At 75.1% G+C, this 25,705-nt stretch carries 18 protein-coding genes, 2 tRNA genes and 1 pseudogene; 12 read left to right on the top strand and 9 right to left on the bottom strand.

Going from position 1 to position 25,705, the window contains the following annotated elements; all coding sequences use genetic code 11:
* Nucleotides 1-452: 452 nt before the first annotated feature.
* A pseudogene (locus tag CFP65_RS21640) lies at nucleotides 453-1,709 on the bottom strand (PP2C family protein-serine/threonine phosphatase); the annotation flags it as partial.
* Nucleotides 1,710-1,908: 199 nt separating this feature from the next.
* Complete coding sequence (locus CFP65_RS21635) at nucleotides 1,909-3,225, bottom strand: NAD(P)/FAD-dependent oxidoreductase (protein ID WP_104817738.1); 1,317 nt, start codon at nucleotides 3,223-3,225, stop codon at nucleotides 1,909-1,911.
* 431 nt (nucleotides 3,226-3,656) lie between these two features.
* On the opposite strand from CFP65_RS21635, the gene CFP65_RS42540 reads away from it, so the two are divergent.
* Nucleotides 3,657-4,916: a TetR/AcrR family transcriptional regulator gene (locus tag CFP65_RS42540; protein ID WP_371682442.1), complete on the top strand. Its 1,260-nt coding sequence runs from the start codon at nucleotides 3,657-3,659 to the stop codon at nucleotides 4,914-4,916.
* A 321-nt stretch (nucleotides 4,917-5,237) separates the two neighbouring features.
* Nucleotides 5,238-7,394, top strand: coding sequence for a sigma-70 family RNA polymerase sigma factor (locus CFP65_RS21625; protein WP_254552503.1), 2,157 nt, complete (start codon nucleotides 5,238-5,240; stop codon nucleotides 7,392-7,394).
* 82 nt (nucleotides 7,395-7,476) lie between these two features.
* Here the strand turns inward: CFP65_RS21625 and CFP65_RS21620 are convergent, their stop codons facing one another.
* From CFP65_RS21620 to CFP65_RS21610, 3 genes are all read right to left on the bottom strand, one after another.
* Nucleotides 7,477-8,166 (bottom strand): DsbA family oxidoreductase, encoded by a 690-nt coding sequence (locus tag CFP65_RS21620; protein WP_104817736.1) that lies wholly within the window; start codon nucleotides 8,164-8,166, stop codon nucleotides 7,477-7,479.
* A 172-nt stretch (nucleotides 8,167-8,338) separates the two neighbouring features.
* Entirely contained in the window at nucleotides 8,339-8,833 is a 495-nt protein-coding gene (locus CFP65_RS21615; RefSeq protein WP_158702305.1) for a universal stress protein, read from the bottom strand.
* A gap of 439 nt (nucleotides 8,834-9,272) precedes the next feature.
* Nucleotides 9,273-11,483 (bottom strand): asparagine synthase-related protein, encoded by a 2,211-nt coding sequence (locus tag CFP65_RS21610; protein WP_104817734.1) that lies wholly within the window; start codon nucleotides 11,481-11,483, stop codon nucleotides 9,273-9,275.
* A 653-nt stretch (nucleotides 11,484-12,136) separates the two neighbouring features.
* On the opposite strand from CFP65_RS21610, the gene CFP65_RS21605 reads away from it, so the two are divergent.
* The 3 genes from CFP65_RS21605 (at nucleotide 12,137) to lhgO (ending at nucleotide 16,737) form a co-directional block, all read left to right on the top strand.
* Nucleotides 12,137-13,558 carry an MFS transporter gene (locus CFP65_RS21605; protein WP_104817733.1) on the top strand — a complete coding sequence of 474 codons (1,422 nt, stop codon included), beginning with the start codon at nucleotides 12,137-12,139 and terminating at the stop codon, nucleotides 13,556-13,558.
* A 351-nt stretch (nucleotides 13,559-13,909) separates the two neighbouring features.
* On the top strand, nucleotides 13,910-15,442 hold the full coding sequence (locus CFP65_RS21600; protein ID WP_254552502.1) for a TROVE domain-containing protein: 1,533 nt from the start codon (nucleotides 13,910-13,912) through the stop codon (nucleotides 15,440-15,442).
* Nucleotides 15,443-15,504: 62 nt separating this feature from the next.
* Entirely contained in the window at nucleotides 15,505-16,737 is a 1,233-nt protein-coding gene (gene lhgO, locus CFP65_RS21595; RefSeq protein WP_104817731.1) for an L-2-hydroxyglutarate oxidase, read from the top strand.
* Nucleotides 16,738-16,739: 2 nt separating this feature from the next.
* Here lhgO and CFP65_RS21590 read toward each other — a convergent pair whose 3' ends face one another.
* Complete coding sequence (locus tag CFP65_RS21590) at nucleotides 16,740-17,426, bottom strand: hypothetical protein (RefSeq protein WP_158702304.1); 687 nt, start codon at nucleotides 17,424-17,426, stop codon at nucleotides 16,740-16,742.
* 164 nt (nucleotides 17,427-17,590) lie between these two features.
* Here CFP65_RS21590 and trmB point away from each other — a divergent pair, with 164 nt between their 5' ends.
* From trmB to CFP65_RS21575, 3 genes are all read left to right on the top strand, one after another.
* Nucleotides 17,591-18,421 carry a tRNA (guanosine(46)-N7)-methyltransferase TrmB gene (trmB, locus tag CFP65_RS21585; RefSeq protein WP_254552501.1) on the top strand — a complete coding sequence of 277 codons (831 nt, stop codon included), beginning with the start codon at nucleotides 17,591-17,593 and terminating at the stop codon, nucleotides 18,419-18,421.
* A 157-nt stretch (nucleotides 18,422-18,578) separates the two neighbouring features.
* Nucleotides 18,579-19,973 carry a PrsW family intramembrane metalloprotease gene (locus tag CFP65_RS39130; protein WP_158702303.1) on the top strand — a complete coding sequence of 465 codons (1,395 nt, stop codon included), beginning with the start codon at nucleotides 18,579-18,581 and terminating at the stop codon, nucleotides 19,971-19,973.
* A 71-nt stretch (nucleotides 19,974-20,044) separates the two neighbouring features.
* Nucleotides 20,045-20,118, top strand: a tRNA-Met gene (locus tag CFP65_RS21575).
* 331 nt (nucleotides 20,119-20,449) lie between these two features.
* Here CFP65_RS21575 and CFP65_RS21570 read toward each other — a convergent pair.
* Nucleotides 20,450-21,646, bottom strand: coding sequence for a PLP-dependent aminotransferase family protein (locus CFP65_RS21570; RefSeq protein ID WP_104817729.1), 1,197 nt, complete (start codon nucleotides 21,644-21,646; stop codon nucleotides 20,450-20,452).
* Nucleotides 21,647-21,752: 106 nt separating this feature from the next.
* On the opposite strand from CFP65_RS21570, the gene CFP65_RS21565 reads away from it, so the two are divergent.
* Together CFP65_RS21565 and CFP65_RS21560 are read left to right on the top strand one after the other, a co-directional pair.
* Nucleotides 21,753-22,772: a hypothetical protein gene (locus CFP65_RS21565; RefSeq protein ID WP_104817728.1), complete on the top strand. Its 1,020-nt coding sequence runs from the start codon at nucleotides 21,753-21,755 to the stop codon at nucleotides 22,770-22,772.
* A 40-nt stretch (nucleotides 22,773-22,812) separates the two neighbouring features.
* On the top strand, nucleotides 22,813-23,382 hold the full coding sequence (locus tag CFP65_RS21560) for a Uma2 family endonuclease (RefSeq protein WP_104817727.1): 570 nt from the start codon (nucleotides 22,813-22,815) through the stop codon (nucleotides 23,380-23,382).
* Here CFP65_RS21560 and CFP65_RS21555 read toward each other — a convergent pair.
* Nucleotides 23,370-24,083, bottom strand: coding sequence for a methyltransferase (locus CFP65_RS21555; RefSeq protein WP_104817726.1), 714 nt, complete (start codon nucleotides 24,081-24,083; stop codon nucleotides 23,370-23,372). The genes CFP65_RS21560 and CFP65_RS21555 overlap by 13 nt on opposite strands.
* A 176-nt stretch (nucleotides 24,084-24,259) precedes the next feature.
* Between CFP65_RS21555 and CFP65_RS21550 the strand changes: the two genes are divergently transcribed.
* A complete protein-coding gene (locus CFP65_RS21550) occupies nucleotides 24,260-24,778 on the top strand; it encodes an HAD domain-containing protein (RefSeq protein WP_104817725.1) in 519 nt (172 codons plus the stop codon).
* A gap of 62 nt (nucleotides 24,779-24,840) precedes the next feature.
* Nucleotides 24,841-24,914 (top strand) — tRNA-Met (locus CFP65_RS21545).
* Nucleotides 24,915-24,977: 63 nt separating this feature from the next.
* Here CFP65_RS21545 and CFP65_RS21540 read toward each other — a convergent pair.
* Nucleotides 24,978-25,688, bottom strand: coding sequence for a sensor domain-containing protein (locus CFP65_RS21540; protein ID WP_158702302.1), 711 nt, complete (start codon nucleotides 25,686-25,688; stop codon nucleotides 24,978-24,980).
* Nucleotides 25,689-25,705 lie beyond the last annotated feature (17 nt).

The raw sequence follows: 25,705 nt of genomic DNA, 5'->3' as shown, positions 1-25,705 counted from the left end.
AACATATCTGGCGTTGACTTTTGGCACGCTGTTGAGTTCTCAAGGAACGGACGCTTCCTTCAAGCCGCTCTCGCAAGCTCTCCGGGCTTCGTTCGTTTCGTTCTTTCGTGTTTCCAGCTTAGCAGATGATTTCCGCTCCGCTTTCCACTCGGTTTTCTCTGCCGGTCTGCGACCTGACGGCCCGTCCGACGTTTCAAACCTTAGCCGATCCCCGCTCCGAAAGGCGAATCCGACCGCAATCCGATAAACGCACACGACAATTCAAGCCGAGGCATGTCAGAAGACACGACTCCGCCGAGCGGAAGTGGTGGTTCAAGGGGATTGGCTGCCCCGGGACCGTCCGTGCAGACCGCGCGTCCGGTGCTCCCTGTCAGGCAACTCGGAGAACATTAGACCTCCAGCGCGGCCGAGTCAAGGCACGCCTCGGCCTCGGTGGGAACGGGCTGGTCACCGGGGAGGTGGAAGGCCAGGACGGCCACGTCGTCGTCGTGGTCGGCGGTCACGCCCATGGCTCGGAGCAGGCGGGCGCAGACCACTTCGGGCTCGCCGGGGGCGCCGGCGAGGGTGTGGGCGAGTTGGTCGAGCCCTTGGTCGATGTCCTCGTCCCGGCGTTCGACCAGGCCGTCGGTGTAGAGGACGCCGGTGGTGCCGGGGAGGAGGCGGAGGGTGTGGGAGAGGTGGCCGCCGCTGCCGGTGCCGAGCGGGGGGCCGTTGAGTTCCTCGCCGCGCAGGACGGTGCCGTCGGGGGTGCGGAGGAGGAGGGGGAGGTGGCCGGCCGAGGCGTAGACCAGGGTGCCGGGGGTCGGGTCCCAGATGGCGTAGGTGCAGGTGGCGATCTGGTTGGCGTCGATCTCCATGGCGAGGCCGTCGAGCAGGCGCAGCACCTCGTGCGGGGGGAGATCGAGGCGGGCGTAGGCGCGGACGGCGGTGCGGAGCTGGCCCATCACGGCGGCGGCGCGCATGCCGCGGCCCATCACGTCGCCGATCACCAGGGCCGTCCGGCCGCCGCCGAGGCCGATCACGTCGTACCAGTCGCCGCCCACGGCGGCGTCGGCGCCACCGGGCTGGTAGGTGGCGGCCACCCGGAGGTCACCGGGCTGCTCGAGCTTCTGCGGGAGGAGGCTGCGCTGGAGGGTGACGGCGGCCTCGCGCTGGCGGCGCTCGGCCTCGCGCAGGCGGGTGGCGGCCTGGACCTGATCGGTGACCTCGGAGGCGTAGATGAGGATGCCCGGCGGGTCGGTGTGCGGGTGGCGCGGGTGGGGGCCGCTCTCGGGGCCCAGCGGGACGCAGGCCACGTTGTAGTAGCGGCTGCCGTTGAGGCCGAGGATGCACCGGGCCTTGACGCTGCGCGGTCGGCCGCTGCGGAGCACCTGGTCGAGCAGGGGCAGCACGCCGAGGGTGGTGAGCTCGGGCAGCGCCTCGGCGGCGGGCAGGCCGGTGGGGCGCTCGCCGAAGAGTTCGCGGTAGGCGCGGTTGGCGTAGCCGAGCTGGTGCATCGGGCCGTAGGTGACGGCGACCGGGGCGGGGAGGCGGCCGAGCACGTCGCGGAGGTCGTAGAGCTCGTGGATCTCACGCAGGTCGAGCAGCGCGTGGGCGCTGCTCGGGTCGCGCGGGGCCGGCAGGGTGACCGGCTCGCCGGAGGCGGCGGCAGGGGGAGCGGCGCGCCACGCGGCTCCGGTGAGCCGGGCGCTCCAGCGGATGAGGTTCAACGACGGCCGCTTCCTCGGTCGATTGGGTAGGTGTTCAATCACACCTTGTGTGCATCTTGGCACGTGCAGTGATGATCCGGTCGGGCTGATCCTGTCAGGCTCGGCGTCGTTCCGGAAGTCGTCCATCCGGTACGGCGTGTGTCCCCCGTGGGTCGGCGGGCCCGCGCGCGGGCTCCTCAGTCGTGGGGTCAGTGCAGGGTCAGTGTGGCGGGAAACCGGCTTCGAACTCCGAGCGGGGGTGTTCGACGGCCCCGAGCGAGACCACTTCGCGCTTGAAGAGTCCGCCGAGCAGCCAGTCGGTGAGCACCCGGACCCGGCGTTCGGCGCTGGGCAGCCGGCGCAGGTGGCGGGCCCGGTGCAGCCACCAGGCACGGCGGCCGGTGAGCTGGCCGCCGCGCCTGGTGTGGGCGACGGCGCGGCGCAGACCGAGGGAGGTGGAGCATTCGAGCCGGTCGGGGAGGTAGGGCACGGGGGTGCCGCCGGCCAGTACGGCGGTGAGGTTGTCGGCGAGCAGCCTGGCCTGGGCGAGGGCGTGCTGGGCGTTGGGCGCGCAGAGGCTGCCGGGGGTGGTGGGGGTCTCCGGGGTGCCCGGGTCCGGGACGGCCGCGCAGTCGCCCGCCGCCCAGACCCCGTCCAGCGGGGTGCCGTCCGGGGTGCAGACCTGGAGGGTGGGCAGGCAGCGCACCCGGCCGGTCGGGTCGAGCGGGAGGTCGGTGTCGCGGAGCAGCGGGGCGGGCCGGACGCCGGCCGTCCAGACCAGGGTGCGGGCGGCGAAGCGGCTGCCGTCGGAGAGCGCCACCACCCGGCCGAGGGCGGATTCGAGTCGGGTCTCCAGGCGGACGTCCACGTTCCGCTCGCGCAGTTCGGTCAGGGTGTGCGCGGCGAGCTCGGGGGATTCGTCCGGGAGGATCCGGTCGGTGGCCTCGACCAGCACCCAGCGCAGGTCCTCGGCGCCGAGGTTGTGGTAGCCCTTGGCCGCGTACCGGGTCATGTCCTCCAGCTCGGCGAGCGCGCCGACTCCCGCGTAGCCCGCGCCGACGAAGACGAAGGTGAGGGCGGCCTGGCGCAGCTCCGGGTCGCGGGTGGAGGAGGCGAGGTCGAGCTGTTCGAGCACGTGGTTGCGCAGGCTCACGGCCTCGCCGACGGTGGCGAAGCCGAGGCCGTGCTCGGCCAGGCCCGGCACCGGGTCGATCCGGGAGACCGAGCCGGGGGCGATCACCAGCAGGTCGTAGCCGAGCAGCGAGACCGCCTCGGGCTCCCCGCTCGCGGCGGCGTCGATCCAGACCTGGCGGTTGGCGTGGTCGATCCGGGTGACCCGGGCGGTGAGCACCAGGCAGTCGGGAAGCACCTTGCGGAGCGGGACGACCACGTGCCGGGGGTCGATCGAGCCGGCCGCCACCTCGGCGAGCAGCGGGTGGTAGGTGAGGTACGGCTGCGGCTCGACCACGGTGATCTCGGCGCGGCCTTCGCGCAGCCGGGTGCGCAGGGTCTGTTGGAGGCGGAGGGCGGTGGCCATGCCCGCGCAGCCGCCGCCGACGATCAGTACCTTGATGGGGCACCCCCTGCCGATGTGACCTGATTCACCGGACCATGACGCCCTGTCGGGTCGGGTCTTGTCCACAGGGCGGACCGGATCGGCCGCTCTCGAACGTGCGGTCGGGCACCCCGGGTGGTCCGAGATGCGGTGGTGAGGGCCGGTTTCGGGCCTGGCCGGGGTAGCTTTCCGCCCACTTCTGCCGCGAACTTCCTTGAACTATGGTCGGATTGTGCGCCGGGGCCGAACGGTCCGGCGTCGGCCTGCGGCAGTTTCCGACTGCGCCCGGGCGAACCGGGGAAGGTTGGTCCACGGAAGTCCGCCCTGGACTGGGCGGGAGCACCGCGCACCGGGGGGTGCGAAGTGGCCAGGCAGGGGTGCCCGCAGCGGGCCCCTGCGGGGGAGGTTTGGGGATGACTGATCAGGACCAGGTGCTCGGAGCGCCCGACACGGTGCCCGGCTTGCCGGAGGCGGCCACGGCGCACAGGGTGGTGCCCGAGCAGCGCGGGCCGGTGGACGGCCCGGTGTACGACTCCACGGCGACGGCTGCGGCCGGTGCGGCGGTGACGGCCGCAGCGGCCGCCGAGCCGGCCGCGGTGCCCGCGCGACTGCGGGTGGACGCGCGGCGCAATCTGGAGAGCGTGCTGCGGGCGGCCCGGCAGGTGTTCGGCGAACTCGGCTACGACGCGCCGATGGAGGAGGTCGCCCGGCGGGCCGGGGTCGGTGTCGGCACCGTGTACCGGCGCTTCCCGAGCAAGGAGGTGCTGGTCCAGCGGATCGCCGCCGAGGAGGTGGCCTGGCTGACCGCCCAGGCCCGCGACTCGCTGTACAGCAACGCCGGCCCGTGGGAGGCGCTGGCGGACTACCTGGCCCGGGCCGCGGCCTCCGGTGCCGGACGCTTACTCCCGCCCTCGGCCTTCCGGTACGCGGAGCAGCTGGGCACGGCCGCGGACGGCGCGGTGCCCGAGCAGCGGCTGGCGGAGCAGCAGGCGGACCTGGCCCTGGCGGCCGGACTGCCGGGCGGCCGGGCCACACCGGACGGCGAACGAGGGTACGGCGAACGGCTGTACGGGGACCGGAGGTTCACCGAGCAGGGGCTCGGCGAACGGACCGTCCAGGGTGAACGCGGCTCCTTCGGGGATCGGGGATCCTTCGGGGAGCGGGGATCCTTCGGGGAGCGGGGATCCTTCGGGGAGCGGGGATCCTTCAATGAGCCGGCCCGGCGCGGGCCGGGCTACGGCGCAGGGGCGTTCGGCTCGGGTGGTCCCGGCGAGCGCGGGCGGTTCGGCCCGGCCGAGGCCGTCACGGACGACGCCGATCCGCGGCTGCTGCTGCACCTGCTGGCGGCGCTGGTCGCCCGGGCGGCGGCGGCCGGTGAGTTGCGGGCCGGGGTGACGGTGGCCGATGTGGTGCTGGTGCTCACCGCGGCGGTGCCGGTGCACGTGGCGCAGGCCCGGGCCGGCGAGCACGAACAGCCGACCGGTCCGTCGAACGGCGGCCAGCCGGGCGGCAGCGGCGCCCTCGGCGGCAGCCCGTACGGCACCGGCCAGGTCGGCGCTGGTCAACCCGGTGCTGGTCAACCCGGTACCGGTCAACTCGGCGCCGCTCAACCGTACGACGCTCCGGCGGACCGGCTGCTCCGCATCCTGCTCCAGGGGCTGCGGGCCAACTGAGGCCGCGGCCGGGCCTGCTGAGGTCCTGCCGGGGCCGGTGCGGGCCGACCGAACAGAGCCTCGATCCGCAGCTCGGAAGAGTGGGCCGCCGCCGGTCCGGCTACCGGTCACCGCTCCGCTATGCCATTCTTTGGCCGTGGTTGGAGCCATTCTCCCGTTGCGTACCGTTCATCCGCCCGCGGAGGCGCGGGCGGACGCGCCCCCGAGCGCGGCCACGGGCGCGCGCCGGAGCGCGTGCACGGGTGCGTCCGCCGACGCACCCGTAGGTGCGCGGCACGGGCGGGGTGGTGGCGTGGGCCGGACCGAGTGCTGGGGGCCGAGTTGAGCGCCGACGAGCAGAACGAGCGCGGCTTCGGCCGTGAGCTGCCGGGCCAGGTGCCCGACCAGGCGGGCGCCCCGCTGCGGGAGTCGCTCGCCGGGCGGGTGCCGGGCCAGGCTCCGGCCGGGCAGGGCGGGGTCACCCCCGAGGCCTTCGTCGCCCGCGAGGGCGCGCGCGTCGGGGAGGCCCCGGCCGCCCCGACCCCGCCGGAGGACCCGGCGGGCGAGGAGCTCGCCCGGGCCCTGGTGCCCGCCCCCGCCGACCCGGTGGACGGCGAACGGCCGCCCTCCGACGCCGAGTTGACCGCCCTGGTGCGGGCCGGCGACGACACCGCCTACGAGGAGCTCTACCGCCGCCACGTCGGCTCGGTACGGCGCTACGCCCGCACCTGCTGCCGGGACAGCTTCACCGCCGAGGACCTGGCCGGCGAGGTCTTCGCCCGTACCCTGCAGGCCCTGCGGGCGGGCAAGGGGCCGGAGTTCGCCGTCCGGGCCTACCTGCTCACCGCCGTCCGCAACGTGGCCGCCGCCTGGGCCCGCAGCGAGCGGCGCGAGCAACTGGTGGACGACTTCAGCGCGTTCGCGCAGACCGCCGCCACCGTCGAGCTGGACCTCGCCGATCCGGGCGCCGACGCCTGGGCGATGGCGATGGCCGACCAGCGGATGGTCATGCAGGCCTTCGTCGGGCTGCCCGAGGACGACCGGATGGTGCTCTGGCACACCGAGGTCGAACGGGAATCGCCCAAGACCGTCGCCGTGCTGCTGGGCAAGACCGCCAACGCCACGGCCGTGCAGGCCCACCGCGCTCGGGACCGGCTGGCCGCCGGCTTCCTCCAGGCGCACGTCTCCGGCAGCCAGGAGCAGGACTGCGCCGCGTACGCCAACCGGCTCGGCGCCTACGCGCGCGGCTCGCTGCGCAAGCGCGCCTCGGCCGAGGTCGGGCGGCACGTGCAGGAGTGCGACCGCTGCACGGCCGCGTACCTGGAGCTGACCGAGATCAACACCGGCCTGCGGGCGATCCTGCCCGGCGGGGTGCTGGTCTGGATCGGCGCGGGGTACTTCACGGCCGCCGCGGCCGCCGTCGGCGCCGGGGTGGCCGGGACGGCCGCCGTGGTCGGCGGCGCCTCGGCCGTCGGGAGCGGCGCGACCGCAGGCGCGACGGCCGGTGCCGGAGCGACCGGTGGCGCTGCGGCCGGTGCCGGTGCGGCGGGGGGTGCCGGTGGTGGCTCCGGCGGGCTCGGGGCGGCGGCCGGTGAGGGCCTCGGCACCACGGCCAAGGCCGCGATCGCGGCCGGGGTCGCCGTCGCGGCGGCAGCCGTGGCCGCCTATGCGCTGAGCGGCTCGCCCGAGCCGAAGCCGCCGGTGGCCGCGCCGGTGGTCTCCGCGCCCGCGCTGCCACCGCCGGTGGCGGTGCGGCCGACGCCCACGCCCTCCCCCTCGGCCGCCGAGGAGCCCTCGCCGACCCCGGCGCCGGTGCTGCCGCGCCGGGTGCCGCCGCCGAGCCCCTCCCCCACGCCGACACCGACACCCACGCCCACGCCGGAGCCGTCCAGCCCGGCTCCGCCGCCCAGCACGCCGCCCAGCACGCCGCCCCCGCCCGCGCCCACTCCGCCGGTGGTCGAGCTGCCCAGCCCGCCCGCCCCGCCGTCGCTCTCGCCGATCCCGGTGCCGACGCCGAGCGTGCCCACGCCCACCTTCACCCCGCCGGCCCCGCCCACCGACTTCTGGGTGGACGGCCTGCCCTACGGCAAGGACGGCCACCGGGGCACCCCGCCGGGCCCGACCATCCGTGCGGACAGCGACTGGACCTGGCAGCGTGACTCGCTGTGGATGAACGGCGGGCAGTACCGCCACGGCCTGGCCGTGCACGCCCCCTCCACCGTGACCATCGACCTCAACCGCAGCTGCACCGCCTTCGAGGCGGTGGCCGGGCTGGACGACTTCGCCCCGCAGGTCGAGGACGTGGTCTTCAGCGTGGAGGGCGACGGCGGCCGGACGCTCTGGCGCTCCGACCCGTTCAAGCCCGGGGACGCACCGCTCGCCGTGCACGTGCCGCTGGCCGGACAGAAGTCCGTCCGGTTGGTGGTGGCTCCGGCGAGCGGGCGGTGGGCGCTGATCAACCTGTCGGACTGGGCAGAGGCCAGGTTCACCTGCTCCTGAGAGCTGCTCGGCTGAGAGCTGCTCGGGTGACAGCTGCTCGGCTGAGAGCTGCTCGGCTGAGAGCTGCTCGGGTGGGTCCTGCTCAGACGGCGCAGCTGCCGTCGGTGCAGGACTCGCCGTGCTCGGGGCTCTCGGTCGTGGCCGTTTCGGCGGCGACCTGGGTCAGCACGCGGAGGAAGGTCTCGGCCTCCTGGCCGCCCTGGACCGCCCACTTGCCCTCGAACACGAAGGTCGGGACGGCCGAGATGCCGAGCTGGCGGCCCTCCTCCAGCTGGGCGCGGACCTCGGCCGTGCCCTCCTCGCCCGCGAGGTAACCGGCCACCCGCTCGCCGTCCAGGCCGGTGGCCACCGCGATCTCGGTCAGCGCGGCGCGGTCGCCGATGTCCACGCCGTCGGTGAAGTGGGCCTTGAGCAGGGCCTCCTTGAGGGCGACCTGCACGGCCGGGCCATACTCGGTCTCGGCCAGGTGCAGCAGCCGGTGGCCGAGGAAGGTGTTGGCGTGCAGCGCGGCGTCGAAGTCGTAGCGGATGCCCTCGGCGGCGCCCAGCTCGGCGACCCGGGCGTCCATCGCCACGGACTGCGGGCCGTAGCGCTCGGCCAGCCAGGCGCGGTGCGGCGAGGCCTCCGCCGGCGCGTCCGGCACCAGCTGGTACGGCCGGTAGACCACCTCGACGCCGTCCTTCCCGTCGAACCGGTCCAGCGCCTGCTCGAACCGGCGCTTGCCGATGTAGCACCAGGGGCAGGCGATGTCCGAGTAGATCTCGACCTTCATGACGGATGACTCCTCGCGGTGGGACAGGCTGACCGGGCGCGGATCGCACGGATGTACGGCCACGCCCGTTTGGGTGAACCGTCAACTTTGTGCCGGTATTCCCCCGGATGTGATGAACGGAGCTGCCCCGGGCCGCTCCGCACCACTGCGGGCCACTCCGCGCTACCTCGCGCTACTTCGCCGGCGGGGCCGGGACGACCAGGACCGGGCAGGCCGCGTGGTGGACGGCGGCGGTGCTGACCGAGCCGAGGAGCAGGCGGGTGAAGCCGCCGTTGCCCCGGGTGCCGACCACCAGGGTGTGGCGGCCCGCGCTGGCCGCGAGCAGCACCTCGATCACGTTGCCCAGCACCACGTGCAGCCCGAGCGGCCCCGCGTACGGCTGCGGGCGGGCCTGCTGCACGGCGGCCACCGCCCGGCGCAGGCCGTCCGCCATGCTGGCCGCGAGCCGCTCGACGCTCTCCTGCACCAGCTCGGCCATCCCCGGCGGGTACCCGGCCGGGGACGGGTCGACCACCGCGAGGACGGCCAGTGGCAGCCCGTGCGCCTGCGCCTCCGACATCGCCCGGTCGAGCGCCCAGAGCGACCCGTCCGAACCGTCACAGGCCACCAGCACCCCGGCCACCGCCGTCCCGGGCATCTCGCCCGACACCGGAAGTTCTTCGGCCACCGTGTCCTCCTGCCCATCCGCTCGGCCCCCTCCCGCCATCTTGGGCTCCCGCCCGGCCCGATCCGGGGAACGGCACGGAATGGCACGGAATGGCGGGACGGGTCGGCGGGAGGGGGTGGAGAGGGGAAGGGGGCGAGAGGGGGCGGCCGGCAGCGCGGGATCAGGCCCGGGCGGGGCAGAGCCAGAGCCAGAGCAGGGGCCAGGCACTGGGCCGGGGCCAGGGGCCAGGCCAGGGCCAGGGGCCAGGCCAGGGCCAGGGGCCGGGCGCTGGGCCAGGGGCCGGGCGCTGGGCCGGGGCCAGGCCAGGGCCGGGCGCTGGGCGCTGGGCCAGAGCAGAGGCCGGGCGCTGGGCAGGGGCCCGGCGGGGTGCCAGAGCCCGAGCAGAGGCCGGGCGCTGGGCAGGGGCCCCGGCCCCGGGGTCCGACATTCGTCCCGGGGGTCAGTCGAGGGCGGGGCGGCGGGGGGCTGGGAGGCCGGTCCAGCAGGTGCCGTGGCGGGCGGCGGTGCGGCGGAGCCAGAGTTCGGTGGCGATCAGGTCGGCGAGGCCGGGGAGGGTATCCGGGGCGAGGGGGGTGTCGGAGGCGGCGGCCGTGGCCAGGGCGGTGCGGACGGCGGGGAGGTCGATCAGGCCGGCCTCGGCGAGGAGCGGGGCACGGAAGAGTTCGGCGAGGGCGTCGGCGGAGTGGCGCAGCCCCGCCCGGGCCTGGGCCGTGCGGTCGGGGCGCGGGGCCCGGCCCCAGTCCGGGGGGAGGTCAATGCGGCCCGCACCGGCCAGCACGGCGCGGAGCAGCGCCGGGCGGGCGCCCGGCTGGAGGCGGGTCTCGTCGGGGAGCAGCGCGGCGGCCCGCACCACGCGGTTGTCCAGGAAGGGCGCATGCAGGCGCTGGCCGTACTGCTCGGCGGCCTGGACCAGCACCCGGTACTCGGCCGCGTGCCGGTGCAGCGCCTGCCGGGCCCGGCGGGCGCCGGGCGGCTCGGTGGGGGCCGCCTCCCGGGCGGCCAGCCGCAGCCGGAGGGCGACGGAGGCCAGGGCGTCGTCGGAGAGCCAGCGGGCCGCCGGCCCGGGCGGGCACCAGGCGAGGGCGATCCGGGAGCGCAGAGCCGTTGCCGTGGAGGGTGCCTGACGGATCGTCAAGAGTACGGCGGCGTCGTCCAGCGCTTCGGCGTAGCGGGTACGGGCCAGTCGGCGGGCGGCCCGGAGGACGGCGACCGGCGTGCGGAGACCTCCCTCCTGGGCGGCCAACGCGGCCATCGGGGCGAGGAGTTCGCGGGATCGGCCGGCCCGGATCAGGTCGGCCAGCCGGGCCGGGTGGCCGTCGAGCAGCTGGCGGGCGCCGTGGCCGGTGAGGTGGTCGGCCCCGCCGGAGCCGTACCGGTCGACCGCCCCGGCGGTGGCGGCCAGCACCTGGCCGGGCTCGTCGGTGAGCGGCCCGGAAGTGAAGTCGGCCGGGTTGTGGGCGAGTTCGGCGTACGGGAGGGCCGGGGGGAGCACCAGGTGGCGCAGCCGGGGGGCCTCGACGAGGAGTGTCCGGTGGGGTGGCCCGGCGGCCTCGCCCGCCTCCTCGATTGCCGTCCCCTCCGCGAGGGTGACGGCGGCGAGGGCGTCGAGGGCGGGCGCCTCGGGGGTGGACGGCGCGGTGGTACGGACCCAGGAGCCCTTGACCGCGCCCCTGCGGGGGCGGCCATGGGCATCGGGAGCGGGCGCACCGGGGTCGGGTATGCCGGCGGCCGGGCGGCCGGGGGTGCGGGAGCCGAGGGCCGGGGGTGCGGCGCCGGCACCGGCCCGCCCCGGGGTGTCCGCCCCGCCCGGGGGGAGGGGGATCGCGGAGGCGAGGAGGGCGATGGTGGTGGAGGCGGTGCCGTAGGAGAGGTCGACGCCGAGGCGGGGGTGCGGGGTGGTGGGCGGCGGGGCGGTACGGACGCGGCAGCGGACGGATTCGAGCAGGGCGCGGGTGAGTTCGCGGACGGCCGGGGCCTCCTCGCGGGGGCCGGGTGGGGGTGCGGGCCAGCCGGTGGGGGGCTCGTAGGCACAGATGTGGGGGCGGCCGGCCCGGATGGCGAGGGCGTGGCCGGGTGGGACGCGGTGGATGCCGCGGTAGGGGGTCCCGGAGCCGAGCGCCTCGGGGGATTCGGGGCAGGCCAGGCGGGCGGCGAGGTGGGTGGTGTCGATCGGGGCGCCGGTGAGGTCGGCGAGGGGGAGGGCGGCGGTGGCGTAGGCCGTGCCGCCGTGCCAGGGGGTGTGGAAGCCGGGGTGGACGCCCGCGAGGTCGGTGAGCAGCTGGGTGGAGCGCAGACCCGAGCGGAGGACCACGGTGTAGCTGCCGGGCCAGGTGGTCAGGTGGCGGACGGCGCCGCCGCGGGCGGTGGCCAGGCCGGCGGCGAGTTCGGCGTCGGTGGCGCCGCAGCGGCCGACCACGGCGAGCCGGGAGGTGGCGGGGGTGTCCGGCTCGGCCGCCTCGGAGCCGGGCAGGCCGGTGGTGACGGTGGCCGGGCGGCCGGGGCGGAGGGTGACCAGCCGGATCTCGTCCGGCCGCCAGTCGCCGACGGCCCAGAGCGGGTCCGCCCCGGTCCAGAGCGGGGCGGCGGCCAGCGGGCGGAGCCCGGCGGGCACGGTGACGGCACTACCGCTCCAGCCCGTGAGCCATCGCATGGTCGGCCTCCGCTGCCCGGGAGCACGCACGGTGCGTCGCTGCTCCGTTCGGAGGTCATCCTGCCACCGAAGACGGGCTGAGGGTGCCGGAGTCGGCGAGGATGTCCGCACTCGCCGGTGGGGCGGACCGGGCCTCCCCCTCCGTGGCCCGGGCCGCCCCGGTCGTTCCGCCCTGACATGCACATCTACAGATGGCCGAAAGGCGTCGCACTGCCCGGGAGGGCATCCGCATGCCCTCCCGGACCCGCCACCGCCCGCGGGGATGTAGGCGACGGCGTCCCCCGGCCCGCCGGGTCCTCGACGACGGGCCGACCCACAGGGTCCAGCGAATCGCCGACCTGCCGACCCGACCAGGGAGCACGGCCGGGCGCACATCGACACGCCACCGGAGCACGACCGTCCGCCGCAGGCGTTGCGGTGGTGGTCAGCGGGCCGGGAGCGGCCTGACGGGCCGTCGGCGGGTGTGCTGGTTCCCGCCATCCGGAATGCTGACCCTTAACCCTCGGAACGCGGCCGACTACGCTAGGTGCAGCAGAACGGCGGCCCACCCGCCGCCCCCAGCGCGCCCGGCGCGCCCGCCCGCAACACCTCGCCCGCTGCGCCGTGTTCGCAGCGCCGTACTCGCAGTGCCACCAGGGGGTGCCGCCACCGCCATGACCGTCAGCTCACGTGGACCGAACGAACGGCTCGGTGCGCTCCTCACCCTCGCCCAGATCAGCAACGCCGGACTCGCCCGCCGGGTCAACGACCTGGGCACCCAGCGCGGCCTGACCCTCCGGTACGACAAGACCTCGGTGGCGCGCTGGGTGAGCAAGGGCATGATCCCGCAGGGCCCGGTGCCGCACCTGATCGCCAGTGCGATCGGCAGCAAGCTCGGCCGCCCGGTGCCGCTGGACGAGATCGGCCTGGGCGACACCGACCCGGCGCCGGAGCTGGGCCTGGCCTTCCCGCGCGAGGTGCCGGAGGCCGTCCGCTCGGCCACCGACCTCTGGCGGGTCGACCTGGAGCTGCGGCGCGGGCCCGGCGGCGGCCGGTGGAGCGACAGCCTGGCCGGCACCTTCGCCGTCTCCGCGTACGCGACGCCGGTCTCCCGCTGGCTGATCACCCCGGCCGACGGCTCGGTGGCCCGCGAGCCCGCCGCCCCGGACCTGGCCGGCTACCGGGTCGGCCACGCGGACGTGGCCAAGCTCCGCGAGGCGGCCCAGGAGGCCCGCCGCTGGGACTCCAAGTACGGCGGCGGCGACTGGCGCTCCTCGATGGTGCCGGAGTGCCTGCGGGTGGAGGCCGCACCGCTGCTGCTCGCCTCCTACAGCGACGCGGTGGGCCGGGCGCTGTTCGGCGCCACGGCCGAACTGACCAGGCTGGCCGGGTGGATGGCCTTCGACACCGGCCAGCACGAGGCCGCCCAGCGGTACTACATCCAGGCCCTACGGCTGGCCCGGGCGGCGGCCGACGTGCCGCTCGGCGGGTACGTGCTGGCCTCGATGAGCCTGCAGGCCGGCTACCGGGGCTTCGCCGAGGAGGCCGTCGACCTGGCCCAGGCCGCGCTGGAGCGCAACCGCGGCCTGGCCACCTCCCGGACGATGAGCTTCTTCCACCTGGTCGAGGCCCGGGCCCAGGCCAAGGGCGGCAACGCGGCGGCCTGCGCGACGGCGCTCGGCGCGGCGGAGGGCGCACTGGAGCGCTCGCGCGCCGGGGACACCGACCCGGCCTGGATCGACTTCTACGCCTACGACCGGCTGGCGGCCGACGCCGCCGAGTGCTTCCGCGACCTCGGAGTGCCCAGCAAGGTCCGGCAGTTCACCCGCGAGGCGCTGGCCCGCCCCACCGAGGGCTACGTCCGCTCGCACGGCCTCCGCCTGATCGTCTCCGCGATGGCCGAGGCCGAGGCGGGCGACCTGGAGGCCGCCGTGGCCGCCGGCGAGCGGGCCGTCGACCTGGCCGGCCGGATCTCCTCGCAGCGCAGCCGGGAGTACGTGGTCGAGCTGCTGCGGCAGCTGGAGCCGTACCAGGACGAACGGCGGGTCCGGGAACTGACCGAACGGGCCCGGCTGGTGCTGGCCGCCCCGGCGTAGCGGCGGATATTCGGGTGCGAGCGCGATCGACGGCTCGTTATGGCCGGTCACGTCCGGGTGCGCAGGCAGGGGTTACTTCACTGACATTGGCGGTTGCGGGTTCGACTCCCGTCATCGACTCAGGTTCGGTGTAGCTCAACCGGTAGAGCACCAATGAGATTCACCCCCGCCGACCTCTCGATCTCCGGACCCACCGGTTGCCCGGTGCGCAGGCAGTGGTTACTTCAATGGAGTGTCCCCATGGGGCGCGGTGAAGTTGGGTCTTTGCGTCACCACAGCCGCTCCGATCTCGGGCAACCGGTGCTTAGCCTGCGCGCTTCCGTCCGACCAGCCCGCAGGGGAGGCACCACCGTGTCCCGTTTCAACCTCCGTCGCACCGTCAACCACGAGGGTGCCGTCGGGCACCTGCGGGACGCCAAGTCGGAGCTCTTCCTGCTGGCCGTGGCCAATCTGGTCGGCCAGGACACCTTCTACGAGCGCGGCGGGCAGCGCGACGACCGGTACACCGCGCTGGTGCGCGAACTCGCCGTGGCCGAGCCGGAGTGGACGCTCGGGCTGCTGCGCTGGCTGCGGTACGCGGCCGGGATGCGGACGGCCTCGCTGGTCGGCGCCGCCGAGTACGCCCGGGCCCGGCTCGACGCCGGGCTGCCCGGACACTCGCGGCAGGTGGTCGACGCCGTGCTCCAGCGCCCGGACGAGCCGGGCGAGTTGATCGCCTACTGGGTGTCCCGGTACGGCCGCAACCTGCCCAAGCCGGTCAAGCGCGGCGTCACCGACGCCGTGGCGCGGCTCTACACCGAGCGGGCCCTGCTGAAGTACGACACCGCCTCGAAGGGCTACCGCTTCGGCGACGTCCTGGAGTTGACCCACCCCACGCCGCGAGCCGACCGGCCGTGGCAGGGCGAGCTGTTCCGTTACGCCCTGGACCGCCGGCACCGGCCGGAGGAGGCCGTACCGCCCATCTCCAGCGAACTCCTCCGCAGCAACCGGGAGTTGCTGGCCACTCCGCTCGCGGAGCGGCGGGCCTTGGTGACCGCACCCGGCGGCGCCGAGCGGCTGGCGGCGGCCGGGCTGACCTGGGAGGCGCTGGCCGGTTGGCTGAACGAGCCACTGGACGGCGAGACTTGGGCGGCGATCATCCCGTCGATGGGCCCGATGGCCCTGGTGCGGAACCTGCGCAACTTCGACCGGGCCGGGGTCTCGGACGAGGTGGCCGCCGAGGTCTGCCGCCGGATCGCCGACCGGGGTGAGGTGCGGCGCTCCCGGCAGTTCCCGTTCCGCTACCTGGCCGCGTACCGGCACGCGCCCTCGCTGCGCTGGGGCCACGCGCTGGAGACCGCACTGGGCCACTCCCTGGCCAACGTGCCCGCGCTGCCCGGCCGCACGCTGGTGCTGGTCGACCGCTCGGGCTCGATGTTCGACCGCGCGAGCGGGCAGAGCGAGCTCAACCGGGCCGACTCAGCCGCCGTCTTCGGCACTGCGCTCGCCCTGCGGGCCGAGCAGGCCGAGCTGGTGCAGTTCGGGTCCGGCAGCGCGGTGGTCCAGCTCGGTCGGGGCGAGTCGGTGCTGCGGGTGCTGGAGCGCTTCGGCAACCTCGGCGGCACCGAGACGGCCCGGGCGCTGCGGGAGCACTACCGGGGCCACGACCGGGTGGTGATCGTCACCGACGAGCAGGCGTACGGCCACCTCGGCGACCCACTGGCCGCCGTCCCGGCCCAGGTCCCGGTCTACACCTGGAACCTGGCCGGGTACCGCACCGGCCACACCCCGGCCGGCGGCGCCCACCGGCACACCTTCGGCGGGCTCTCGGACGCGGCCTTCCGGCTGATCCCGCTGCTGGAGGCCGGGCGGGACGCCGCCTGGCCCTGGGAGTCGCGGCAGTAGCCCGGAACCGCCGTCGCCACCCCTTCCTCGTGCGTAGAGTTCGCCCCGAGGAAGGGGTGGCGATGGCAACGGAGTTCGACCTCGTGGTGGTCGGCGGGGGGATCGTCGGTCTGTCGACGGCCTACGCGCTGACCCGGGCCCGGCCCGGGGTGAAGGTCGCGGTGGTGGAGAAGGAGCAGGACCTCTCCCGGCACCAGACCGGCCGCAACAGCGGCGTCATCCACAGCGGTGTGTACTACCGGCCGGGCTCGCTCAAGGCGCAGTACGCGACCGGCGGCGCCGCCGAGATGGTCGAGTTCTGCAAGGAGCAGGGCGTCCCGTACGAGGTGACCGGCAAGCTCATCGTGGCCACCCGGCCGGACGAGCTGCCCCGGCTGCGCGCACTGGCCGAGCGCGGCCGGGAGAACGGCATCCCGGTCGCCGAGCTCGACCGGGCGGGCATCCGTGCGTACGAGCCCGAGGTGACCGGCCTGGCCGGGCTGCACATCGGCACCACGGGCATCTGCGACTACCCCGCCGTGGCCCGCCGCTACGCCGAACTGGCCCAGGAGGCCGGGGCGGTGCTGCTCACCGGCACCGAGCTGCTGACCGTCGACCGCCGGGCCGACGGGGTGACCCTGCGGGCCGGGCAGCGCGAGCTGCGCTGCGGCGTGCTGGTCAACTGCGCCGGCCTGCACAGCGACCGGATCGCCCGGCTGGCCGGGGACGACCCCGGGGTGCGGATCATCCCGTTCCGGGGCGAGTACTACGAGCTGGTCGAGCACCGGCGCAGCCTGGTCCGCGGGTTGGTCTACCCCGTGCCCGACCCGGCCTTCCCGTTCCTCGGCGTCCACCTGACCCGGGGCGTGCACGGCGACGTGCACGTCGGCCCCAACGCCGTGCCCGCGCTGGCCCGGGAGGGCTACGACTGGCGGACGGTGAAGCCCCGCGACCTGGCCGAGACGGTCTCCTTCCCCGGCACCTGGCAGATCGCCCGCCGGCACTGGCGGTACGAGATCGGCGAGCTGCACCGCTCGCTCTCCAAGCGCGCCTTCACCACCGCCGTCCAGCGCCTGCTGCCCGCCGTGACCGCCGCCGACCTGACCCCCGCCACGGCCGGCGTCCGGGCCCAGGCCGTGGCCAAGGACGGCACCCTGCTCGACGACTTCGCCTTCGCCGGCTTCGACCCGGACGACCCGTCCTCCACCCGCCGGGTGGTGCACGTGCTCAACGCCCCCTCCCCCGCCGCCACCGCCTCGCTGGCGATCGGGCGGGAGGTGGCCCGGCGCGCGCTGGCCGCCCTGGCGGCCGGCTGAGGTCAACCCGAAAGTGGAGCGGTGCGGCGGGTGCGCCAGGCGTGGTGGAGCAGGCCGAGCAGGGCCAGCGCCAGCGAGACCGCCAGCAGGCCGCCCTCGGCCATCAGCGCGAAGGCGCGGGCCACGGCGCTGCCCTCGACCAGGTCGGTGAACTGCGGCTCCACCCAGCCGTCCGGGTCGGCGGTGACCCGCACCTGCTCGCCCGCGTGGTCGTACTCGTTGCACTCCACGCCGTGCGTGCCGGCCGGCTGGTCCTCGTAGCGGACGGCGCAGCGGTAGGTGGTGGTCTTGCCGTGGCTGACCTGCACCTGGGTGACGGTGCCCCGGTGCGGGACGCCCCGGTGCGCCAGCACGGTGTCCTGGGTGGCGTGGTAGCTGAGGATGGGCACCGCGATCAGCGGGGCGATCAGCAGCGTCCCGGTCAGCGCCCGGAGGACTCTGGCCGCGCCGAGCAGCACCAGCGTGGTGAGCAGCCCGATGCCCCCGCCGACCACCAGCACCAGCCCGGGCAGGTACCACCAGCCGCCGAAGGCCGACAGCGCCCCGCCCGCCGGGAGGGCCAGCACGCCGGCCGGCACCCAGAGGGCCGTCAGCCAGGGCCGCCGGGGGTACGAGTCCGCCCCTGCGGCGACCGGGCGGCGCCGGGTGGTCCGGCCGTGCGTCCGTGCGGGTGTCCCACCAGCTGTCACGGCGGGCCATCCTGCCAGGCGGGGTCGCGCCACCGACGACCGGACCGTCACGCCACTGATGACCGGACCGTCACGCAGCCCACGCCCGGACCGTCGACCGACGACCGGACCGTCACGCAACTCACGCCCGGACCACCGCAGGGCCGCCGTAAACTAGGGCGATTGTGACTGCCTCTGCCCCCAGCACCCAGACCTCCCCGTCCGCCCGGCTCTCGGCCGCCCCGGCCGGGTACCCCGCGCCGATGTACCCGCACCGGGCCACCGAGGCCCAGCACAGCGAGCGCCGCATCCGCAGCTTCCAGCCCCGCCGGGGCCGGATGACCCCGGCCCAGGCCGGGGCGCTGGACCGCGGCTGGGAGGCGAACGGCCTCGCCATCGACGGCAGCCCGCTCGACCTGAAGGAGCTGTTCGGCGGCCTGCCGGTGACGCTGGAGATCGGCTTCGGCATGGGCGAGACCACGGCCCGGATGGCCGCCGCCGACCCCGGCACCGGCATCCTCGCGGCCGACGTGCACACCCCCGGCCACGGCAACCTGCTCCAGCTGCTGGAGCGCGACGGTTCGACCAACGTCCGCCTGGCCGCCGGTGACGCCGTCATCCTGCTGCGCGACATGCTCGCGGACGCCTCGCTGGACGGCCTGCGGATCTACTTCGCCGACCCGTGGCCCAAGCCCAAGCACCACAAGCGCCGCCTGGTCCAGGCCTCCTTCCTGGAGCTGGTGCTGCCGCGGCTGGCCCCCGGCGCCCTGGTGCACTGCGCCACCGACTGGGAGCCGTACGCCGAGCAGATGCTCGCCGTGCTCTCCGCCTGCCCCGAGCTGGAGAACCTCCACCCCGAGGGCGACGGCACCGGCTGGCTCGAGCCCGAGGAGCACCCGGCCGGCTCGGTGCCCGGCTACGCCCCGCGGCCGGACTGGCGCCCGGTGACCAAGTTCGAGCGCGCCGGGATAGCGAAGGGCCACGTCGTGCACGATCTGCTCTTCCGCCGCCGCTAGACCTGCGAACACCGGGGCCGCCTGCCGGGCGGGCCCGGGCCCGGGCGGTCGGGGGCCGATACCGCTGGTGGGGCCGGTGCGGCCAGTGCCTCGGGCGGACCCCACCCGTTCGTGTCGGGGCCTCCCCGTGGGGGTGGGGTTCCCCTAGGCTTTTCGGGTGAGCAGTCCGCCCGGGGGCGGTCGGCCTCCCGCGTCCGGGGCCGACACCACCGCTGACGACCCGCCCACGCGCCGCTCGGGCACCCGGCTGATCCCCGGCCCCCGGCTGCGCCGGGCGGGCCTGGTGCTGCCCCGGCGCCCGGCAGCCGCTCGACCGGCGCCTGCCCGGCTGGTGCCCGACCGCTACCTCCGCCGGGCCCGACCGCTGCGCGGCACCGCCGTCTCCTCCGCCCTGGCCGCGCTCGCGCTGGCCGGCTGCGGGGTGCTGATCCTGCAACTCGTCCACCGGCAGACCGGCACCGTCGGACTGCTGGTCGGCATGGGCCTGGCCCTGCTGCCACTGCCCTTCGTGCTCGGCGCGCTGGCCTGGCTGAACCAGACCGGCCGGGTGCCACTGCGGCACACGCTGTTCTGCCTGGCCTGGGGCGCCTGCGCCGCGACCACCGTCGCGATCATGGCCAACGGCTGGGCCAGCGACTTCCTGATCGCCCACCAGGGCAGCGCCCGGGGCGAGACCCTCGGCGCGGAGTTCGCCACCCCGCTGATCGAGGAGACGGCCAAGGGTGCGGCCCTGCTGCTGCTCATGCTGCCCGTCCGCCGCCGACTGCGCTGCCGGGCCGAACGCGGCTACGCCGTACTGGCCCGCCGCTCCCCCGCCGCGCTCCGGCTCGGCACCCTGCGGCTGGGCGGGCTGCGGCTGGGCGGGCTGCGACTCGGTGCGCTGCAGTTGGGTGCACTGCAGTTGGGTGCACTGCGGCTCGGCTCGCTGCGGCTGGGCTCGCTCCGGCTCGGCGCTCGGGGGTGGCGCCCGGCGGGGCGGCCGCGCCCCGCACCGCATCTGCGCGCCCGCCCGTACCCCCGGGCGCACCCGCGCAGCCGGGCCCGGGCGCACCCCCGGACGCTGGCCGCCGGGGTGGTGCTCGGCGGGGTCACGGCCTGCGGCTTCGCCTTCACCGAGAACGCCCTCTACCTGGGCCGGGCCTTCACCGACGACCAGCAGGCCCGGCTGGACGGGATAGGGCTCGGCGAGACGCCCAGCCTTCGCGACTTCGACAGCACCGTGCACACCTTCGTCCTGCGCGGCCTGCTCTCGCCCTTCGCGCACCCGCTCTTCACCGCGCTCACCGGCCTGGGCCTCGCCGTCGCCCTGACCACCGGCCGCCGCTGGCTGGCCCGCACGGCGGGGCCGCTCGGGCTGCTGCTCGCGATGGCCCTGCACGGCACCTGGAACGCCGCCGCCGGCCTCGGCACCCACGGCTTCCTGCTGGTCTACGCCGCCCTGATGGTGCCCTGCTTCGCCGCCCTGGTCTGCTTCGCCGCCTGGGCCCGGTCCCGCACCGCCAGGCACGCCCAACGCCGCCCCCAGCCCAGACCGGCCCACCCGGCCGGCTGACGGCCTCGTACGGGCCCCGCCGAAAGCGATTTCCCTTCTGCGGCACTCTCCCGTAGGGTTGGGTTCACCGACGCGGGGTGGAGCAGCTCGGTAGCTCGCTGGGCTCATAACCCAGAGGTCGCAGGTTCAAATCCTGTCCCCGCTACTCAGTAGCACCGAAAGGCCCGGCAGATTCTTCTGCCGGGCCTTTCGGCTTCTCCGGTGCATCTCCCCGGATTTAATTCCGTTGCGGCCCTCGGCGGCCCTGCCTAGTGTTGGGGACATCGAAGAGAAGGGAGGTGATCCTGAGTTGAGTACCTCTACGACTGCGTCCGTGTGCGCGGCTGACTCGCTCGGGCGCGCCTCCGTGGAGGCCGCGGCCTAGTCCGTAGCTCTCTGCGGCGGAGATGCGCAGAAGTTGTCGAGCTCCCGGAGCCCCTCAGAGCGAGGGCCCGGGGGCTTCGGCATGCCCGGGGCCGGATCGACCCCGTCCGGAGCTAGCCGTGCTCCTCGATCGCCTTGGCCAGGCGGCGCAGGCCCTCCTCGATCACGTCCGGGCCCTGGGTGATGAAGGAGAGCCGCAGGGCACCCCGGTCCGGGTCGCCGACGAAGAACGGGGCGCCCGGCACGTAGGCCACCTCGTGCTTGACGGCCGTGGCCAGCAGTTCGGTCGCGTCCAGGCCGCCGGCCAGGCTCGCCCAGACGAACATGCCGCCGGCCGGCTGGTTCCAACGGCTGCCCGGTGGGAGGGCGGCGGCCAGGCCGCCGAGCAGGGCGTCGCGCCGTTCGCGGTAGGCGGCGCGAACGGTGGCCACATGGGCGTCCAGGTCGTTGTCCCGCAGGTAGCGGGCGGCGGCGGCCTGGTCGACGGTCGAGGTGTGCAGGTCGGCGCCCTGCTTGGCGATCACGCAGGCGCGGCGCAGCTCGGCCGGGGCACGCAGGTAGCCCAGCCGCAGGCCCGGGGCCAGCACCTTGGAGAAGGAGCCGAGCAGCGCGGTGCGGTCGGCGGCGGCCGGGTCGGTGGCGATCCAGGGCACCGGCTGCCCGTCGTAGCGGAGCTCGCCGTACGGGTCGTCCTCGATGATCCGGAAGCCGAGCCGCCCGGCCAGCTCGGCCACCTCGCGGCGGCGGGGAGCGGTCAGGGTGCGGCCGGTCGGGTTCTGGAAGGTGGGCACCAGGTAGAGCAGCTTGGGGCGCTCCCGCTCGGCGATCTCGGCCAGCGCGGCCGGGTCGATGCCGTCCTCGTCGGTGGGCACCGGCACCACCCGGGCGCCGGCGAAGCCGAAGCACTGCAGGGCGGCGAGGTAGCAGGGGTCCTCGACCAGCACCACGTCGCCGGGTTCGAGCAGCGCGACGGCCAGCAGGGTGAGCGCCTGCTGCGAACCCGAGGTGATCAGCAGGTCGTCCGGCCCGGTGGCCAGGCCGCGGGCGGTCAGCCGGGCGGCGACGGCCGTCCGGAGGTCGAGGTCACCCTCGGTGGTGGAGTACTGGAGCACCCGCTGCGGGTCCTCGGCGAGCACGCGGTCGTACGCGGCCCGCAGGCCCTCGGCGTCGAACAGCTCGGGCGCGGGCAGGCCGCCGGCGAAGTTGATCACCTCGGGGCGGGCGGTCAGCGCCAGGATCTCGCGCACCGGCGAGGGGCCGACTGCATTGACCCGGGCGGCAGTTGGAGGCAGAGTCACGGCTGGTCGCATGGCCTCAGGGTATAGAGATCGACAAGGCCCTCCAAGGGGCCGACCACGATGTGGTCCGTTCCGGCCACCGGCTACCATCCGAGCACGGACTACGGGGGAGGCGGCAGTGGTGTTCGAGCGGAGCCGGGCGGGGTACGCGGGGCAGGAGTCCGCCCGGGACGGCGAGTTGGCGCCGGCGGCGCAGGCCGGGTTGGCGGTGCTGCTGGGTGCCGGATTGGCCGGATTGGTGCTGTTCGCGGTCTCCACCGGGGACTGGGCCCGGGCGCTTGGCGGCTCGCTGATGGTCGCGGGCGGGTGCACGGTGACCGGCGGGCTGCTGGGGTTCCTGTTCGGCATCCCCAAGGTGCTCACCAGCGGCGCGGCCGCACACCCCGAGGACATGCAGGCCACCTCGACCTCCACCTACGCGCCCAACACCAACCTGGAGCAGGTCTCCGACTGGCTGACCAAGATCCTGCTCGGCGCCGGGCTCACCCAGCTCGTCACCCTGCCGCACCGGCTGCACCAACTCGGCGACGCGGTGGCCCCGTTGGTCGGCGGGGGTGAGACCGGGCGGGGGGCCGCGCAGTACGGCGCGGCGCTGGCGGTCTACTTCACCGTGGTCGGGTTCGTGGCCGCCTGGCTGCTGACCAGGCTGCGGATGGCCCGGGCCCTCTCGGCCGCCGACCGCGAGACGCTGGCCGACTCGGTCAACCAGACGGCCATCGCGGCCGGTTCGGTGAAGGGGATCGGGCCGCAGGAGGTGCGGGCGATGCTCTGCTCGGGCGTCCAGGGCCTGCGGATCCAGGCGCTCGCCCTGCTCAAGGGCCGCCCCGACCCGGCGGCGGTGCCGCTGGTCCTGGACGTCCTGAAGAACCCCCTCTCCTCCTTCGAACTCCTCCAGGCCCTCCAGGCCGCCCGGGCCGCCCTCGACGCCGACCTCACCGCCGGCCAGCGCGCCGAGATCCTCGCGGCCGTCACCGCGAAGGCGGCCAACTCCCGTGCCATCCCCCCGCGTTCACGCCGCCGCGCGGTGGTGGAGGACATCCTCGGGCACGTACAGCTCCCCCAGCAGGCCACCGCCGCCAACGCCCCGGACAACAGCCCGTCGGCGGGGGTGACGCCCGCCCCGCCGACCGAGGTGTGAGCCACGGCGTGGCGCGGGGCTTGGATGGGAGGATGTCCCCATGGCCGAGTTCCGTGTTCCCGAACGCCACGCGCAGCTGCTGGAGTATGCACAGAGCCTGACGCCCCCAGCCGGGTGGAAGGTCGAGATCTCCGGTGACGAGATCATCATGATGGCCGGACCCTCGGTGATCCATCAACGGAACCTCTTGGTGGTCCGGGAGCAGTTCGACGCTCACCGGCCGGCCGGACTGATGCCCAGCGAGAACACCGACCTGGCGTCACCCAACGTCGGCAAGCTACGGAACCCGGACCTGACGTACATCCCGCTGTCGGTCGTGGAACTCGGCGGCAACGAGGTGCCGGCCGGGCTCGCCGCCATCGCCGTCGAGATCGTCTCGGTGTCCAATCCGGAGAACGACTTGGTCGGCAAGGTCCGCGACTACCCGTTGATGGACATCCCGCTCTATCTGCTGATCGACCCGCGGGACGGGCGGATCACCCTGTTCTCCGAGCCTGCCGGCGGGTCCTACCGGCTCCAGTGGAACGGCGCCTTCGGGGACACCGTGCCCGTCCCGGATCCGTTCGGTTTCGAGCTGGCGACCGGCGGGCTGATCCGCTACCCGAGCTGACCGGCCAGGCGGCCGGGCCGACCGTCTCGGTGGCCGAGCAGCAGGACGGTGCGGCCGCGGGTGGCGTCGCCCGGGCGGGGGAGGGTGAGCAGGCGGCTGCTGACGCCGTGGTGGCGGAGGGCCGCGCGGAGTTCGGGGAGGTGGGGGCAGCGGCGGCCGGTGCCGTCGTGGAGGGGGTAGACGCGGACTTCGCCGGTGGGGGTGGTGACGCGGGTCAGTTCGAGCAGGGCGGCCAGTTGGGCGGCGGGCGGGAAGAGCTCGGGGTAGGCGAAGAGCAGGTACGAGCTGAGGGTGAGGGCGAAGGAGCCGTCGGCGAAGGGCAAGTGGGGTAGGGCGGCGGCGACGTACCGGGAGGGGTCGTCGGTGGCGTCGGCCTCGAAGAGGCGGCGGGCGCGGTCCCAGCCGCGTAGGTAGCGGGCGGGCTGGACGTGGCGCGTCGGCGGGTAGAGCTGCGGGCTGGCCGTCATCGCGGCGGCCATCGCGGCGCGGCCGGCCCGGGCGCGGGCCGCGAGGGTGGCGATCGGGGCCGCGTACGCCGGATCGGTGGCCACCACCTCGACCCCGAGCGCGCGGGCTTCGGCCGCGAGGCCGGCCGCGCCGCCGGGGCAGTCGAGTATCCGGCCGGGGACGGCGCGGAGCCGGCGGCGGGTGAGGCCGAACAGCTCGCAGTACTCGTCCAGCGGACGCGAGGTGACCAGCACGAAGACCCCTTCGACCTGCGACGACCCGGTGGCCTCATCGCAACACGCCCCACCACCCCCCGCACCCGGAGCCCACCGGCCGGGCGGGCGCCACCGGGCGGTCGGGGGGCACGGTGGCAGGCGGCGGCGAGCGGGAAGGGGAACGCGGCGAGGCGGCGGCGGACTACCGTGCCGGAGTGACCGGAGCCTTCGACCCGCTGCTGTTCCTCGATGTCGACGGGGTGCTCATCCCGTTCGGTGGGGCCGCGTCGTCCTACCCGGCCTTCCCGCCGGAGCCTGGCCCGGATGCCCTCGGGGTGAACCCGCTGCTGACCCGGATCGACCCCGGGCAGGGGGCCCGGCTGGCGGAGCTGCACGGTGAGCTGGTCTGGGCGACGACCTGGCTGGGCGAGGCGAACGAGTGGGTGGCGCCTCGACTGGGGCTGCCGCCGGCCGAGGTGCTGGACTGGCCGGAGCCCTCCGAGTCGGAGGAGCTGGACGAACGGCGGGGGCTGCACTGGAAGACCCGGGCGATCGTGGCCCGGGCGGCCGGGCGGCCGTTCGTCTGGGTGGACGACGAGATCGGTGCGGCGGACCGGGCCTGGGTGGCGGCGCACCACGAGGGGCCGGCCCTGCTGTACCGGGTGGACCCCCGGATCGGGCTGGTGGCGGCGGACTACCCGGCCCTCGACGAGTGGCTGCGGCGACCGCGCTGAGCGGGCCCTCGGGAAATGGATTTCGCGATGTGGGGGGTTGTCGCATAGGGTGATCTCACCGACGCGGGGTGGAGCAGCTCGGTAGCTCGCTGGGCTCATAACCCAGAGGTCGCAGGTTCAAATCCTGTCCCCGCTACTCAGTAGCACCGAAAGGCCCGGCAGATTCTTCTGCCGGGCCTTTCGGCTTCTCCGGGAGGCCCTAGAGGGCGCCGAGGAGGAGGCGGACGGCCAGGCGGTGGACGCTGGTCAGGGCGCGGAGCAGGAGCGGGGAGAGGAAGACCATGAGCAGGCCGAGGGCGGAGAAGCCGGCTATCTGCCAGGGGGAGCTCAGGTAGTAGCGGTGGACGCCGGTCTCGTTGCTGAAGTCGAAGAGCTGGAGGCCGGGCCAGGGGGTGAAGCGGGCGATCGCCCAGTGGTAGGCCGGGTAGAGGGCGGCGGCCCAGCCGACCGAGAGGAAGACCACCGAGGTGACGAAGGAGAAGACCGCCCAGGGGAAGACCACCAGCTGGTAGGTGACGGCGCGCCAACCGGGGCCGTCGGCCAGGCGGGCGGTGACGGCGCCCCAGAAGCCGGGGCGGCGGGGCCGGACCGGGGCCGGGGCGGGGACCTCCATGTCGAGCAGGGTGCGGGCGCGCAGGCGCTCGACCGCGCCGAAGCCGCGGGCGCTCGCCAGCAGCAGGCCGAGCACCGGGAGGCCCAGCACGGTGACCAGCAGGCCCGCGCCGACCGAGAGCAGGGTGACCGCCGCGACGAAGGCCGCCGTCGCTATCGGGAAGGCGGTGAGCAGGTAGCCCAGCTCCCGGTACGTCGCCCCCGCGAACGGGGCGTGCAGGAAGGACGGGGCGGGCTTCCGCCGGTAGGGGTACGCGCTGGTGTCGTAGAGCGTCGTACTCGGCTGCATGGTGCTCATCCTGGGCCCCCTGGGCT

The sequence above is a fragment of the Kitasatospora sp. MMS16-BH015 genome (genome assembly GCF_002943525.1).
GTDB lineage: Bacteria > Actinomycetota > Actinomycetes > Streptomycetales > Streptomycetaceae > Kitasatospora.
This window is presented reverse-complemented; position numbering and strand designations above follow the sequence as displayed.